The 13,898-nt window shown below is 71.4% G+C and carries 14 protein-coding genes; 6 read left to right on the top strand and 8 right to left on the bottom strand.

Annotated elements, in window-relative coordinates; translation table 11 throughout:
• Window positions 1-193 precede the first annotated feature (193 nt).
• Window positions 194-1,204, bottom strand: coding sequence for a LacI family DNA-binding transcriptional regulator (locus tag ACWFR3_RS16615; RefSeq protein WP_453735275.1), 1,011 nt, complete (start codon window positions 1,202-1,204; stop codon window positions 194-196).
• Between the two features lie 40 nt (window positions 1,205-1,244).
• Here ACWFR3_RS16615 and ACWFR3_RS16610 point away from each other — a divergent pair, with 40 nt between their 5' ends.
• The gene (locus ACWFR3_RS16610) at window positions 1,245-1,382 is read left to right on the top strand and encodes a hypothetical protein (protein ID WP_453735274.1); all 138 of its coding nucleotides are present in this window, start codon (window positions 1,245-1,247) and stop codon (window positions 1,380-1,382) included.
• 133 nt (window positions 1,383-1,515) lie between these two features.
• On the top strand, window positions 1,516-1,866 hold the full coding sequence (locus ACWFR3_RS16605; RefSeq protein WP_453735273.1) for a hypothetical protein: 351 nt from the start codon (window positions 1,516-1,518) through the stop codon (window positions 1,864-1,866).
• A gap of 69 nt (window positions 1,867-1,935) precedes the next feature.
• Here the strand turns inward: ACWFR3_RS16605 and ACWFR3_RS16600 are convergent, their stop codons facing one another.
• The 4 genes from ACWFR3_RS16600 to ACWFR3_RS16585 form a co-directional block, all read right to left on the bottom strand.
• Window positions 1,936-2,583 carry a class I SAM-dependent methyltransferase gene (locus ACWFR3_RS16600; RefSeq protein ID WP_453735272.1) on the bottom strand — a complete coding sequence of 216 codons (648 nt, stop codon included), beginning with the start codon at window positions 2,581-2,583 and terminating at the stop codon, window positions 1,936-1,938.
• A gap of 43 nt (window positions 2,584-2,626) precedes the next feature.
• Window positions 2,627-3,412 carry an SAM-dependent methyltransferase gene (locus ACWFR3_RS16595; RefSeq protein ID WP_453735271.1) on the bottom strand — a complete coding sequence of 262 codons (786 nt, stop codon included), beginning with the start codon at window positions 3,410-3,412 and terminating at the stop codon, window positions 2,627-2,629.
• A gap of 154 nt (window positions 3,413-3,566) precedes the next feature.
• On the bottom strand, window positions 3,567-4,481 hold the full coding sequence (locus tag ACWFR3_RS16590) for a serine hydrolase (protein WP_453735299.1): 915 nt from the start codon (window positions 4,479-4,481) through the stop codon (window positions 3,567-3,569).
• A gap of 68 nt (window positions 4,482-4,549) precedes the next feature.
• Window positions 4,550-5,452, bottom strand: a complete 903-nt coding sequence (locus tag ACWFR3_RS16585) for a LysR family transcriptional regulator (protein WP_453735270.1) — start codon at window positions 5,450-5,452, stop codon at window positions 4,550-4,552.
• Window positions 5,453-5,621: 169 nt separating this feature from the next.
• Here ACWFR3_RS16585 and bla point away from each other — a divergent pair, with 169 nt between their 5' ends.
• From bla to ACWFR3_RS16570, 3 genes are all read left to right on the top strand, one after another.
• The gene (bla, locus tag ACWFR3_RS16580; RefSeq protein WP_453735269.1) at window positions 5,622-6,569 is read left to right on the top strand and encodes a class A beta-lactamase; all 948 of its coding nucleotides are present in this window, start codon (window positions 5,622-5,624) and stop codon (window positions 6,567-6,569) included.
• Between the two features lie 134 nt (window positions 6,570-6,703).
• Window positions 6,704-8,335 (top strand): penicillin-binding transpeptidase domain-containing protein, encoded by a 1,632-nt coding sequence (locus ACWFR3_RS16575; protein WP_453735268.1) that lies wholly within the window; start codon window positions 6,704-6,706, stop codon window positions 8,333-8,335.
• 186 nt (window positions 8,336-8,521) lie between these two features.
• Entirely contained in the window at window positions 8,522-9,928 is a 1,407-nt protein-coding gene (locus ACWFR3_RS16570) for an MFS transporter (RefSeq protein WP_453735267.1), read from the top strand.
• A 92-nt stretch (window positions 9,929-10,020) separates the two neighbouring features.
• On the opposite strand, the gene ACWFR3_RS16565 is transcribed toward ACWFR3_RS16570, so the two are convergent.
• Window positions 10,021-10,731 (bottom strand): ribonuclease H family protein, encoded by a 711-nt coding sequence (locus tag ACWFR3_RS16565; protein ID WP_453735266.1) that lies wholly within the window; start codon window positions 10,729-10,731, stop codon window positions 10,021-10,023.
• 368 nt (window positions 10,732-11,099) lie between these two features.
• Window positions 11,100-11,687 carry an acyl-CoA-like ligand-binding transcription factor gene (locus tag ACWFR3_RS16560; RefSeq protein WP_453735298.1) on the bottom strand — a complete coding sequence of 196 codons (588 nt, stop codon included), beginning with the start codon at window positions 11,685-11,687 and terminating at the stop codon, window positions 11,100-11,102.
• Between the two features lie 117 nt (window positions 11,688-11,804).
• Between ACWFR3_RS16560 and ACWFR3_RS16555 the strand changes: the two genes are divergently transcribed.
• Window positions 11,805-12,743: an oxidoreductase gene (locus ACWFR3_RS16555; protein WP_453735265.1), complete on the top strand. Its 939-nt coding sequence runs from the start codon at window positions 11,805-11,807 to the stop codon at window positions 12,741-12,743.
• Between the two features lie 40 nt (window positions 12,744-12,783).
• Here ACWFR3_RS16555 and ACWFR3_RS16550 read toward each other — a convergent pair whose 3' ends face one another.
• Window positions 12,784-13,743 carry a GNAT family N-acetyltransferase gene (locus ACWFR3_RS16550; protein ID WP_453735264.1) on the bottom strand — a complete coding sequence of 320 codons (960 nt, stop codon included), beginning with the start codon at window positions 13,741-13,743 and terminating at the stop codon, window positions 12,784-12,786.
• Between the last annotated feature and the right edge of the window lie 155 nt (window positions 13,744-13,898).

Raw genomic sequence — 13,898 nt, 5'->3', positions numbered from 1 at the left:
CGCCCGCGCGTGGGGACAGGGACGGCATGGCAGGAGCGGAAAGCCCACAGCTGCGCGGACTGTGTGGCGGCGCTCACTTAAGCACTGCCAGCAGAATCGCGCCATATATCGCGCAATGATTGAAATAAATTGACAGTACGTAGGCAGTATCCGCCCTGCGGGGGCGTGACTCCTTGCCGAGATCTCTCCGCGGCTACTCCTGCGGCGGCTGCCCCGTCGAGCCGCGCACCACAAGCTCCGGCTCGAAGAGCAGTTCCTCGGTGGGCACCGCGCTCCCCCCGATCTTCAAGGTGAGGATCTCGACCGCGGCGCGCCCCATGGCCTCGATGGGCTGGCGCACCGTGGTCAGCGGGGGTTCGGTGCAGGTCATGAACGCCGAGTCGTCATAGCCGACCACCGACACGTCGCGCGGGACGCCAAGACCCCGCCGGCGCGCGGCGCGCACCGCGCCCAGGGCGAGGGGGTCGCTCGCGCAGACGATGCCGGTGACCCCGGCGTCCAGGAGCCGCGCGGCGGCGGCCTGACCCCCTTCGATCGAGAACATCCCCCGCGCGACGTGCTCTTCGGGCAGGGTGCCGCCGGCCTGCTCGGCGAGCGCGCGGGCCGCGACGAGCTTGCGCTGCGACGGCATGTGGTCGGCGGGCCCGAGCACCAGGCCGATGCGGCGGTGACCGAGCGAGGAGAGATGGCGCCAGGCCTGCTCCACCGCGACCGCGTCGTCACAGGACACCGCAGGAAATCCGAGCCGCTCGATGGCCGCGTTGACCAAAACCACCGGGATCTTGCGCGCCGAGAGCCGCTTGTAGTGCTCGTGCGGGGCGTCCGCCTGCGCGTACAGACCGCCGGCGAACACGACGCCGGACACCTGCTGTTGCAGCAGCAACTCGACGTAGTCCTCCTCGGAGACGCCGCCCTTGGTCTGGGTGCACAGCACCGGGGTAAGACCCTGCTGGGCGAGCGCGCTGCCGATCACTTCCGCGAAGGCCGGGAAGATCGGGTTCTGCAGCTCGGGCAGCACAAGCCCCACGAGTCGGGCCCGCTCGCCGCGCAGCTGCGTCGGCCGTTCGTACCCCAGGACGTCCAGGGCCGAGAGCACGGACTGCCGGGTCGCATCGGAGACCCCGGGCTTGTTGTTGAGCACCCGGCTGACCGTGGCCTCGCTGACCCCGACCTTCCGCGCCACCTGAGCAAGTCGTCGCGTCATGAGCGCAAGAATAGCGCAACCTTTGCGTTTGTTTGCGCGCTTGCTGAATCCGTTCGGGATCGCCCCCGCGCGACGAACCGACCACGGCCAACTCGCCGCCGCGCGCGAGCACGAGCTCTACGAGACGGTCAAGGAGTTCCGTCGCGTGGCCGGTGCCGCCATCGGCAACGCACGCTGAGCGCTGCCGGGGCCCGAACGGGTGAGGGCGGATCGATTCGGCGGCGGAACCCGGGCAATTCGGGTACCTCTGCTGGTCAGAACGGGAATGCGGGATGCATTCACGTGCCGTTCCCAGCAGAGGAAAGCGATCCATGCGTCTTCATCACACACTGGCCGCCGCGGCCGGTGCCGCCGTGCTGATCCTGACCGTCCCCGGCTCCGCGTACGCGGCCGAGGGCGACTTCGAATACACCTACGTCAACCTCGACTCGGACCAGGAGGGGCGGGTCACCCTGCACGACCCGGCCGGCGGAGAGTGCATCACGCTCCCCGAGGCGGCTCAGGAGTACAGCCAGCCACCCGCCCACTCCCCCAGGAACCGCACCGGCTCCTACGCGATCGCCTTCACGAACGCCGACTGCACCGGCGACCGGTTCACGATGCGCCCGGCGACCGGTGGCGCGAGCGAGCGGTTGAAGTTCCGGTCGGTGCTGTTCTCCTGATCCCCGGCAGCACCGTCGGCCGCCTCAAGCCGCCTGCCGTCTCCGACTGCCGCCCGCCCGGCCCCCTGCTCAGGCCTTGCGGGCGAGCAGATGGATCGCCTTGAACTGCCGTCGGTCGGCGGGCTGAGGCTCGCGGACCATCCGGGCCACCTCGGCCAATCCGGCCTCGCGCAGCATCGCGGCGAGGTGATCGGGCCACCACCGGTAGGCCGGCGCGACCGCGTGATCGAAGACCTGCGTCGGATGAGCCGCGTCCTCGCTCGCCGAGAAGCCGATCAGCAGATGGCCGCCGGGCGCGAGCACACGATGGAACTCCGCGAAAATGACCGGGAGTTCGTGCGGCGGCGTATGGATGACGGACCACCGCGAGAGCACGCCGGCCAGCGCGCCGTCAGCGATGTCCAGCGCGGTCATCGAACCCACGTCGAACCTCAGATCCGGACAGGCCTCCCGCGCCAACTCGATCATCGAAGGAGAGGCGTCGACGCCGAACGCCGACAGCCCCAGCTGGTGGAGATACGCGGTGACATGACCGGGCCCGCAGCCCAGGTCCGCGACCTGGCCTCCCCCACCCGCAGTGACGGCCTCGGCAAAAGCGCCCAGGAAGGCACGGTCCAGCGGGGTGTCGCGCAGCGAGTCGCGGAACAACTGCTCGTAGGTGACGGCAGCGGCGTCGTAGGCCTCGCGGGTGGCAGTGAGGGCATCGTGTTCGACCATGCCCGCGAGCGTAGCTGCCGGGTTCCGACATGGGCGAGAGCACTCAGGGAACGCGGGCGACCGCGACGTAGAAGCCGCTCAACTCGGCCTGGGGAGCCGGGGTTTCCTTGTACCAGTGCGTCGCCGTCACCAGGCCGGGATCGACCAGTTCCAGTCCCTCGAAGAAGCGCTCGACCTCTTCGCGGCGGCGCATCCGCAAGGGCACCTGGCCCTTCTTGTAGGTGTCGGTGACCGAATCCGCGAGATCGGGGTGCTCGTCGGTGGTGCCGTGGGAGAGGACCAGATAGCTGCCGGACGGCAGCGCGTTCACCAGGGTGCGCGTGAGGCCGTAGGGGTCCTCTTCGTCGGTGATGAAGTGCATCAGGGCGATGAGGGAGAGCGCGATGGGCCGGTCGAAGTCCAGGAGTTCGCGGGCGTGGTCGAGGATGGCCGCGGGACGGCGCACATCGGCCTGTACGTAGTCCGTGGCACCTTCCGGGGTGCTGACCAGCAGGGCTTCGGCGTGCCGCAGGACGATGGGGTCGTTGTCGGCGTACACGACCCGGCAGCTGGGGGCGATCGCCTGGACGATCTGGTGGAGGTTCGGTGCGGTGGGAATGCCGGTGCCGATGTCGAGGAACTGCCTGACACCGTTGTCAGCCAGCCAGGCGGCGGCGCGCTGCATGAAGGCCCGGTTCCGGGCCGCGTTCGCCCGCGCCTCGGGCGGCAGCTTCTCGCCCATTTCCTGATCGACGAGGTAGTTGTCCTTGCCGCCCAGAAGCCAGTCGTAGACACGCGCAGGGTGCGGCTTGCTGGTGTCGATGAGGGCGTTGGGGTCTTCTGCATTCATCGGTGGCTCCACTACGTGTCTGACCGTGTTCAGTGCGCGGCGGGCGAGGTGTGCGCCCCGCCCCGGCCTGCAAGGATCTTCCGACCCTACAGGGCCAGGGGTCAACTGTTGTGCCTGGTGAGGGAGTTCGTAGCGGTCACGTCCGGAGCCGTTGCTACAGCTGGCGGAGGTGGTCGCGCAGACTGCGGGCGGCCTGTGCCATCAGTGCGTCGGCGCCGGGCTGCGCGCCGGCGGGCACGAGGGACTCGGTCAGGACGGCGATCGCGAAGGACTGCCCGTCGGAGTGCTCGACGACGCCGATCTCGTGGCGGAGATTGAGCAGGGTTCCGGTCTTGGACGACCAGGTGCTTGCGTCGGAGCTGAAGTCCGGGGTCAGCCGGTGGCGCAGCACGTTGTGGGCCATGAGGTCGCGCAGCCGCTCGGCCACATCCGGGTGGATCTTCGACGGCGTCCACAGGGCCTGCAGCAGGTCGACATAGGTGCGGGCACTGCCGGTGTTGGCGCGGGTGGTGTCGAGCTGGGGCACCCGGTGTCCCCGTCCGCTGGTGCCGGCGTCGATGGCCAGGGCGTGGGCGAGATGGACCTGGTCGGCGTCGAAGCGCTCCACGGGGGTGTCGGACAGCTCGTCCACGTGGTGCCGGACGGTGATGCCGCGGATGTCCAGCTCGTGGAGGATGGCGGAGACCTCGGCGGGCGGGGTGAGCTCGAACAGCGCGTCGGCGGCCATGCCGTCACTGAGGCAGACACTCAGGTAGAGCAGGTCGTCGATCGCGATCCGGGCGGGGTGGCGGAAGCGGCTCAGGCCGGTGGGTCCCGGCGTGGTGACCCGTCCGGGCTGCACCTCGAGCATGGTGGCCCCGTCGAGCTCGCCCCGCCGGATGCGCTCGACCGTCGCGAGCGCGAGCGGCACCTTGACCAGGGAGGCGGACGGCAGGTGGGTGTCCGCCTCGATCCCCAGCTCGTCGCCCGTGTGCAGGTCCCGCACGAGCAGGCAGCCGTGCAGGCCGCCGTCGCTCAACTGCCCGCGTATGTCGCGCAGCAGGGCCTCGGTGTTCGTTCCGCTGTGCATGCCGGCGTGTGAGCCGCCATGTATGCCGCCGTATGCGCCGTCGTATGCGCCGCCGCCCATGGTGCCGTTCATGCGGCTGTTCCTTCCGTGGTCCCGGCCGGGGCGTCCGCGCCCAGGCAGCGGGCGATGGCCTCGCCCAGGCGCGCTTCGATGGGCTGCGGATTGCCGTCCGCGGCGGCGGCCAGGGCGAACCCCCGGCCGAGGGCGATCTCGCCGATGGGCCGCCAGGTCAGGGCGAGTTCCCCGGCCTGTGCGCGGGAGCACAGCAGCAGGTCGCCCGAGCACAGGACCTCGGCCGCCGCGCTCGTCAGGTCGGTGGCGGCGACGAGTTGCGCGGGGCGCAGGCCCACCGCGTCGCGCAGCCGCGTCAGCGGATCGCGGATGTGCGGCACGTCGTCCTCCGGCTGGATCCACACACGGCGGGCCGGTCCTGCCGAGGCGCGGCCCACCCGCAGCGTCTCCAGGTAGACGCGCTGCGCGCACGGATCCCTCGCACCGGCGAGGCCGAGCGGCACGGACCACGCCGCCTCGTCCGCGGGCACCGCGAGCAGGGCGGCGCGCACCTGCTGGGCGCGCAGCAGTTCCCTGCGCTGCGTCGGCGTCGCGGCCCGCAGGTCGAGCGTGATGCCGTGCCCGCGGGCCTCGGCGACGAGGCGGGCGAGACCGGCCGTGGAGCAGATGCCGGGCACCGCGAGCCGCCACGGCTTGCGCTTGACGGCTTCGGACTCGTCGAGGAGCACATCGGCGGCCTGTACGAGCTGCCGGGCAGTCGGCAGCATGTCCCGCCCGAAGGGCGTCAGGACGGCACGCCTCGACGTGCGCTCGAACAGCGGCTCACCGAAGCGTTCTTCCAGCGCGGCAACCCGGCGGCTCGCCACCGACTGGGACATCCGGGCCGCTGCCGCTCCGTCGGTGAAACTGCCGTACTGGCTGACGCTGACGAACGCGCGACACGCTCCCACCAGATCCACGCCCCGAACCCTATGCCAGATCAGCATGGAATCGCGCATGAGCGTATTGGACCGCATACGTACCCCGGGGCGAGGGTGGCTCTGGCACTCACACCCACGTACCGGGACGGAGCCGTGCCGCCCCGTCCCCCATGCGCCCTGCCCTGAGGGCGCCCTGGAGGTCTGGCCCATGAAACACACCCGTGCCCGCCGTACCGCTCTCGGTGCACTTGCCACGTTCTGCCTGGTCCCGCTCATGGCCTGCGCGGAGGGCGACGACTCCGCACGCTCGTCGTCCCCGTCCGCGGCGACCACGAAGTCCGCAGGCACCGGGCAGCCCGCGGACGCGGCGAAGCCGTCCGCCCGCGGTTTCAAGAAGCTGGAGCGCGAGTTCGACGCGCGCCTGGGCGTCTACGCCATCGACACCGGGACCGGGCGCGAGGTGGCCTACAACGCCGGTGAGCGCTTCGCCTACAACTCCACCTTCAAGGCGCTGGCCGCCGGAGCCGTGCTCGACAAGTACTCCCTGAGCGGCCTCGATCGTAAGGTCACGTACTCCAAGGACGATCTGGTCCCCAACTCGCCGGTGACCGAGAAGCACGTCAAGACCGGCATGACGCTGGGCGAACTGTGTGACGCGGCCGTCCGCTACAGCGACAACACCGCGGCCAACCTGCTCTTCGACAAGCTCGGCGGCCCCAAGGGCCTGGACGCCGCCCTGGAGGATCTGGGCGACGACGTCACGCAAATGGACCGCATCGAGCCCGACTTGAGCAGTTGGGTGCCGGGCGAGAAGCGGGACACGAGCACGCCGCGGGCGCTGGCCGAGGACCTGCGCGCGTTCGTCCTCGGAGACGTCCTGGGCAAGGGCGAACGCGCGCAGCTGACCAAGTGGCTGCGGACCAACACCACCGGGGATCACACCATCAGGGCCGGTGTGCCCGAGAACTGGGTGGTCGGCGACAAGACAGGAACCGGCACCTACTACGGCGCCCGCAACGACATCGCCGTGGTGTGGCCCCCCGACGGCGCCCCCATCGTGCTGGCGATCTTGTCCAACCGCGCGAAGAGGGACGCCGAGCCCGACGACAAGCTGATCGCCGAAGCGGCCTCGGTGGCCGTCGACTCGCTGTCGTAGCGCGTCGCACCTCCCATGGGCGCGCCAGTCCCTCGCCTCGTGCACCGGAGCCAACGAGTGCTCGGCGCGCCCCGCTCCCGAACCCCCCGCTGCCCGAACCGAGACGCACGTACACCCCGTACAAGGAGCCCTTGATGACGGATGACGCACCGTTCACCGGACCCGGCCGCAGACCCGCGAGGAAGACCCCCCGCGTGCTGATCGCGGCGGGCCTGGCCCTCGCGCTCGCCGCAGGCGTCGGGTACGCGGCCGAGCTCGGTCCCTTCGATCCCGGTCCGCCGATACCCGACCCGGAGGCGACGAAGCAGGCGCGCGCCTTCCTGGCCGACTGGGAGGCGGGCCGCATGTCGCGGGCGGCGGCGCTGACCTCGCGCCCCGAGGAGGCGGAGCGAGTCCTGAAGAGCTTCACCGCCGGGCTCGACATCAGCGAACCGACCCTGACGGCGGGGGCGGTCACGGCCGGCGACGACGGCACCGTGACCCTGGCCTTCACCGCCAAGATGCCCGTCACCGAGCTGGGCACCTGGAGCTATGCCTCGGCCCTGCCGCTGCGCAAACAGGACGACGGCGCCTGGAAGGTGGACTGGGCACTGTCCCTCGTGCACCCGAAGCTGAGCAGCACGCACAAGTTCCGTCTGGAGCGGGAGGACTCCGCCGGGCCCGAGATCAACGACCGCGACGGTAACGCCTTGTCCGGCGCGACGCACCCCTCCCTCAGCCCGCTCATCCCTCAGATCGCCAGGGACAGCGGTGCCGGACCGCGCGGCGCGGTCCAACTCGTCGACCGGTCCACCGGTGACGTCACGAGTACGGAGGCCTCCTTCGGCAAGAAGTCCGACCGCCCGGCCGACAAGCCGGTGGCCACCACCCTCGATGCCACCTGGCAATCGGCTGCCGAGAAGGCACTCGCCGCCGAGGCCGACGGCAAGGATGCCGCTCTCGTCGCCCTGCGGATCGACGACGGGGAGATCCTGGCCGTCGCCAACTCCCCCTCCTCGGGCTTCAACCGAGCCGTCTCGGGCACCTACGCGCCCGGCTCCACCTGGAAGATCGTCACCACCAGCGCGCTGCTGCTCAAGGACGCGGTCGCGCCAGGCGATGTCGTGGACTGCCCCAAGTACCTCACCGTCGGCAAGCGGTTCCAGAACGTCGAGGCCTCCGAACACCGCGACGCCACCTTCAAGAAGGACTTCACCGCCTCGTGCAACACCGCGTTCATCGGGCTGCGCGACAAGGTGGGCGATCAGGAGCTGGGGGACGTCGCCGGCAAGTACTTCGGGGTCGGGCAGAAGTGGAACGTCGGCATTCCCTCGTACGACGGGTCGGTTCCCGTTCCTCGCGACCAGACCGAGAAGGCCGCATCGATGATCGGGCAGGGCAGGGTGCAGGCCAACCCGCTGATCATGGCGTCCGTCACCGCGACGGCGGTGTCCGGCACCTTCCGCCAGCCCACCCTCACCGGCGCGGCCAAGGACACGACCACGACCACCCCGCTGCCGCGCGAAGTCGTCACGCAGCTGCGTGAGTTGATGCGCGCCACGGTGACCGAGGGCACGGCAAGCGTCCTGGCCGATCTGCCCGGCGCCGTGGGGGCGAAGACCGGCACCGCCGAGGTCTCCGAGGACGCCCCCAACAACGGCTGGTTCGTCGCGCACCGCGGCAATGTCGCCGTGGCCTGCGTCGTCGAGAAGGGCGTCACCGGCGGCGCCTCCGCCGGGCCCGTGGTGCGCAGCCTCCTGGGCTCGGTCCCGGACGACGCCTCCTGACACCCCCTTCCGACGCCCCCCTTCCGACACCCCTCCGATTCGAAAACCAGTGGCATTCCGTCACTGGCCCCTCGTAGCTTGTCCGTTCGTGACTCATGATCCGAAAGCGCTCCCTGCGCGGCTCGCCGGCGATCACCACAGACCCGGACCCGGAACCGGTCGACGCGGGGCAGCGGGCGGGCGGCGATGACCGAACGATTGGTGGCGCCGCCCAAGGCCGCCAAAGAGGGAATCTTCTCCCGCAAGTACGCGGCGGCGACGGCCACCTTCGCGGCGGTGATGTTCCTGACCGGGTTCGCCGCGCTCGCGGTGGTGCCCACCCTGCCCGCGGCGGCGCAGGGCCTGGACGGGGTGGCCCTCTATCCGCTGGTGGCGGGCAGCTTCGTCGCCGCGAGCCTGCTGGGCGGGGTGCTCGGCGGCAGTTGGTCGGACCGCGCCGGGGCGAGCCGCCCGCTGGCGGCGGGTGTCGCCCTGTCGGTGGCCACCCTGCTGATCTCGGCCACCAGCACCACCATCTGGCAGCTGGCGGCCGGACGGTTCCTGGACGGGGTGTCGGCCGGCCTGGTCGCGGTGGCGATCAACACCGCCATCGCCCAGGACTATCCCGACCGTCTGCGGCCGCGCGCCCTGTCGCTCATGAGCACCTGCTGGATCATCCCCTCACTGGCCGGACCGCCGCTTGCGGGCCTGGTGTCCGCCTGGTGGTCCTGGCGCGCGGTGTTCTTCGGCCTGGCCGCCCTGACGCTGCTCCCGGCGCTCGCGGTCGTGGTGGTGCTGCGCGGCCGTGCCCGGCAGGCCGAGGCCGCCCGGCAGGAGGGCAGCGTCCCCCTGAAGCAGGACAGGGCGCCGCGCCCCGCGCTGCTGGTCGCCGTCGCGGTCAGCCTGGGCGCCGCGTTCGCGCAGTACGGGGTCTCCGGCGGCCGGGACCCGCGGCATCTGCTGTGCGCGGCGGGCGGCTTCGCGCTCCTGGTGGTGTTCGCGCCCCGGCTGCTGCCCTCCGGCACCTGGCGCGCGGCGCGCGGACTGCCCGCCACGGTGCTGCTGCGCGGTCTGTCCTCAGGGGCGTTCTTCACCCTGGAGGCCTTCGTGCCGCTGTTCCTCGACACCGAGCGGCACGTGCCCGCCGCGGCGACCGGCCTGGCGTTCACGGGCGCCGCCATTGCCTGGGCCGGCTCGTCCTGGGTCCAAGGCCATCTTCTTGATCACTGGCCCCGGCACCGCCTGGTCGTCGTGGGCTCGGTGATCCTCGCGGCGGCGGTGGCGATCGCGGCCGCCGGGACGCTGCCCGCGATGCCCGCGCTCACCGCGGCGTCGGCCCTTGTCGTCGCGGCGGTCGGCATGGGCCTGGTGGCTCCGGCGCTCACCCTGCTCTCGCTCTCGCACAGCCCGGCCGGTCTGCAGGGCCAGGCCGGCAGCGCGATGCAGACCAACCAGAATCTGGGCCAGATCACGATCATGGCCCTGTCCTCCGCACTGTTCGCCGGGCTCGGCGCCGCCTCGACCGGCACGGCCGGCTACGCCGCCGCCTTCGGCCTCCTCCTGGTGCCGAGCGCGCTGGCGGCCCTGCTGGCCGTCCGAGCGCGCGGCACGTAGCGCGGCACGTGAGGAGCGTCCGCCGGAGCCCGCGGCCCGAGACGCGGGGCGCGGGGCGGGGGGTGCGGGGCGCGGGGTGCGAGGCGCGGGCCTCAGGAGTCCCGGCATTCCACGTGGCCCCAGCCGCTCGCGTTCTTCGCGATCTTCTCTCCGGCGGCGTAGGGCTTCTGGCACTGGCAGCGGCCGGGGAACTTGGCCTTGATCACACCGCCCGAACTCCCCTTGCCCGAACGCGCGGTGGAGCTCTTGCCCGCCCCCGCCGCCGAGCTCTTGCGCGGCCGGGAGGCGGGCGCGGCCGTCATGCGCTCGGGGCGCGGCTCCGGGATCGCGAGCGTCCCGTGGGCGGTGCCGGCGGGCTGCTGCGTCGTGGCGGCGTCACTGGCCGCGACGTCGGCGATCGCGTTGAGGTGGTCGCCGTCCACCTGGTGGGCCGCGACGTGCCGGAAGGTCACCGCACGGCCCTGCAGAAGCGCGTCGATACGGACGACGAGCTCCTTGTTGGCCACCGGCTTCTTCGCCGCGGTCAGCCAGCCGTTGCGCTTCCAGGACGCGATCCACTTGGTGACCGCGTTCATCGCGTACTGGCTGTCCATGCGGACCTCGAGCGGCAGGGCTGGGTCGGTGGACTCCAACAGCTCGGCCAGCGCGGTCAGTTCCGCGACATTGTTGGTCGTGTCGCCGAGCGGACCGGCCTCCCAGCGCTGCGGGCGCTCGTCGGCATCGGCGACCACCCAGGCCCAGGCCGCGGGGCCGGGGTTCTTCTTCGCGGCTCCGTCACAGGCGGCGATGATCAAGTCAGACATCCCTCGATGATGCCAGCCCACGGCGGACTCGAAGGCCACCGCCCCTCCGGCACTCGAACGCCACCGCCCGTCCTGCTCTCGATGCCACCGCCTCCGCCGACTCCCGAAGGCCACCGCCCGCCCGGCTCCCGGAGCCACCGCCTCCGCTAACTCCCGTAGGTCACCGCCCCGGCTCCCGGAGCCACCACCCGTCCTGCTCGCGAAGGCCACCACTCCCCCGACCTCCCGAAGCCACCACCCGCCCAGCTCCCGAAGCCCACCCTCCTCCGCCGACCGAAGGCCACCACCCTCCACCCACCGAAGGCCACCGCCCTCCCCGACCGAAGAGACCTGCACCCTGCGGCAGCGGCCGGGAGGCCCGCGCGGTTCTACGCCGCGTCGGCGTCCAGCGCCGGGGCGATGACGGCGAAGGCCCGGTCGGTCAGCTGCGCGGGATCCTCGGCGCCGTCACTGTCGCTCCACCGCTGCAGCACGGCGTCGAAGGCGGACAGCGCCATCGCGGCGGCCAGCCGCGGGTACATGTCCGCGCCCGCGTCGCGGCCGAGGCGCCGCGCCACCTCGCCCGTCAGATCGTCGCTCCACTGCGCCTGGCGCTCCAGGAAGCGTGCGCGCAGGGCGGGCGTACGCAAGATCAGCTGGACCACGGGCAGCACCCGCTCGGAATGGTCGCCGCAGGCGGCGATGGGCACCCACACCGCGTGCCGCAGCGCCACGGAGGGCAGCTCCCCGTCGGGGCGGGCGGCAAGCTCCGCGTGGATGCCGACGCCCATGTCGGCCAGGAACTGGACGACCACGTCCTCCTTGGACGCGAAGTAGCGGAAGAACGTCCGCCGGGAGACGCCGGCGGTGGTCACGATCTCGTCGATGGTGACCGCGTCGAAGCCCTTCCGGGCGAGAAGTTGCAGCGCCGCCTCGGTCAACTCGCTCGAAACGAGCTGCCGTTTGCGCTCGGCCATGGTCACTTCGGGGCGGGAACTCACCGGCCCATAGTACACATCGGAGTACACGCCATGCCTTGCGTGGCACTCAGGATCCTCTTGACACTGAGTGCCACGAGCGACAACATGTGCCGCATGACGCAGCAACAGAGCTGGACAGCCGAGCAGATACCGGACCAGAGCGGACGGGTCTTCGTCGTCACCGGAGCCAACAGCGGACTCGGTCTCGCGACCACCCGAGCGCTCGCCCGTCGGGGCGGGCACGTGATCCTGGCCGTACGCGACGAGGAGAAGGGCCGCCGCGCGGTCACGGAGATCACCGCCGGACAGCTGGAGGCGAGCTTGGAGGTGCGCCGCCTCGACCTGGCCGACCTCGAATCCGTCCGCGCCTTCGCCGATCAGCTGCACGCGGAGCATCCGCGCCTCGACGTGCTCATCAACAACGCGGGCGTGATGGCGCCGCCCCGCACGCTCAGTGCGCAGGGCCACGAGTTGCAGTTCGCCTGCAACCACCTCGGCCACTTCGCGCTCACCGGCCTGCTGCTCGATCTGCTCGGCGCGGGGGGCAGGCCGCGCGTGGTGACGGTGAGTTCGGTCAACCACAAACAGGCGCAGATCCGCTTCGACGACCTCGCCGACGAGCGCCGCTACAAGCCCATGGGCTTCTACAACCAGTCGAAGCTCGCCAACGCCGTCTTCGGATGGGAGCTCCACCGCCGCCTGACGCACTCCGGCAGCCCGGTGCGCAGCGTGCTCGCCCACCCCGGCTACACCGCCACCAACCTCCAGTGGGGCACGCCGACAGGCCTGTGGCAGCTGGTGTTCGGCCGCATCGGCAGTCCGCTGCTCGCCCAGCGCCCGGCCGACGGCGCACTTCCCCAGCTGTACGCGGCGACCGATCCGACGGTCGAGAGCGGCCAGTTCATCGGCCCGGGCGGCATGGCCGAACTGCGCGGCGCCCCGACGCGCGTAACGCTTGCCCCCGTGGCGAAGGACGCCGAAACGAGCCGCCGCCTGTGGGAACTGTCGGAGCAACTGACCGACGTACGGTTCGCGTTCCCGGCCGCAGTCTGAAGGCGCTGTCGGAGAGTCGCCGCCTGAGGCGCCGTCGGAGTCAGCGCGCGACGGGCTTGGCCAACTCCCAGGTCTGGACGGCGTAGTCACGGGTCATGCCGTGGCGTTCGTACAGAGCGAGCGCTCCGGTGCTGTTGTCGGTGTCGACGCCGAGGCCGATCCGGTCACGGCCGAGGGCCGCGTAATGACCGAAGGCGTGCCGCAGGAGATGGCTGCCCAGGCCCCGGCCGCGGGCCTGGCGCAGCACACCGATGCTGCCGATCCAGGCCATCGACGTGCGGTCGTTGCGGGTGTGCAGCACCGCGGCGTCCCCGACGCCGTCGACATGCGCGATCCACATCAGGGACCAGTCGGCGTGTTCGGCGTCGATGTCGTTCAACCACTGCTCGTACGTGCGCGGGCAAAAGTCGAAGTGCTCGGCGAAGGTGTCCTGGAGCAGCGCATGGGCGCGTCGGCGGTCCGACTCGTCCAGACACGCTCGCAGCGTCACGCCGGGCGGCGGTTCCGGCAACCGGTCCGCGGCGGTGGACAGCGGGCGGACCATCGCGTTGTAGCGCCGCACCGGGGTCCAGCCCCGTTCGCGCATCACGCGCGGATCCAAGGTCGGCGCGATGTTGAGCTCCAGGTGCACCACCGCCCGGTCCGCTCCGTTGGCGGCGGCCGCCCCGGCGGTGCGTGCCTCCATCAGGTCGAGGAGGTACTGGGACGCCAGGGGCCGATCGGGCAGCGTGTAGTACTCCGCGTCGATCCGCTCGCCGCCGGACTCGTCCCACAGCAGGCCGTACGCGATCAGCCGGTCACCGTCGAACAGCAGCCAGGAGTCGTGCTCCAGGTCCACTTCGGGGTGCTTCAAGTCGGCCTGGATGTCGCAGAGATCGGTGTCGGCACGGCCGATCTCCAGCACGTCGATCTCACTGAGCAGCGCGCACACCGCCGCCGCGTCGTCGAATGTCGCGGGGCGCACGGTCAGACCGGGCGGAAGGGCGGTGGGCGTGGTCATGAGCCCACTCTCCGATGCCGGGCATCCGGCTCGCAACGGACTTTTTCCGGGCCGCGCCGGGGGTGCAAGGGCGTCCCCCGGCGCGGCGGGGGCCCCGGGGGGGAACCCCGGGGCGGGGGGGGGTGATGGGGAGGTAAAAGAAACGCGCGGCGGGG

The sequence above is a fragment of the Streptomyces sp. NPDC055189 genome (assembly GCF_053606765.1).
The sequence above is the reverse complement of the archived record's forward strand: the minus strand, read 5'-3'. Positions and strand labels throughout refer to the sequence as shown.

What these genes read in the sequence shown, in the direction of transcription:
- ACWFR3_RS16615 (WP_453735275.1), bottom strand. Translation starts at nt 1,204, where the DNA reads ATGACGCGACGACTTGCTCAGGTGGCGCGGAAGGTCGGGGTCAGCGAG.
- ACWFR3_RS16605 (WP_453735273.1), top strand. Translation starts at nt 1,516, where the DNA reads ATGCGTCTTCATCACACACTGGCCGCCGCGGCCGGTGCCGCCGTGCTG.
- ACWFR3_RS16600 (WP_453735272.1), bottom strand. Translation starts at nt 2,583, where the DNA reads ATGGTCGAACACGATGCCCTCACTGCCACCCGCGAGGCCTACGACGCC.
- ACWFR3_RS16595 (WP_453735271.1), bottom strand. Translation starts at nt 3,412, where the DNA reads ATGAATGCAGAAGACCCCAACGCCCTCATCGACACCAGCAAGCCGCAC.
- ACWFR3_RS16590 (WP_453735299.1), bottom strand. Translation starts at nt 4,481, where the DNA reads ATGCACAGCGGAACGAACACCGAGGCCCTGCTGCGCGACATACGCGGG.
- bla (WP_453735269.1), top strand. Translation starts at nt 5,622, where the DNA reads ATGAAACACACCCGTGCCCGCCGTACCGCTCTCGGTGCACTTGCCACG.
- ACWFR3_RS16575 (WP_453735268.1), top strand. Translation starts at nt 6,704, where the DNA reads ATGACGGATGACGCACCGTTCACCGGACCCGGCCGCAGACCCGCGAGG.
- ACWFR3_RS16570 (WP_453735267.1), top strand. Translation starts at nt 8,522, where the DNA reads ATGACCGAACGATTGGTGGCGCCGCCCAAGGCCGCCAAAGAGGGAATC.
- ACWFR3_RS16565 (WP_453735266.1), bottom strand. Translation starts at nt 10,731, where the DNA reads ATGTCTGACTTGATCATCGCCGCCTGTGACGGAGCCGCGAAGAAGAAC.
- ACWFR3_RS16560 (WP_453735298.1), bottom strand. Translation starts at nt 11,687, where the DNA reads ATGGCCGAGCGCAAACGGCAGCTCGTTTCGAGCGAGTTGACCGAGGCG.
- ACWFR3_RS16555 (WP_453735265.1), top strand. Translation starts at nt 11,805, where the DNA reads ATGACGCAGCAACAGAGCTGGACAGCCGAGCAGATACCGGACCAGAGC.
- ACWFR3_RS16550 (WP_453735264.1), bottom strand. Translation starts at nt 13,743, where the DNA reads ATGACCACGCCCACCGCCCTTCCGCCCGGTCTGACCGTGCGCCCCGCG.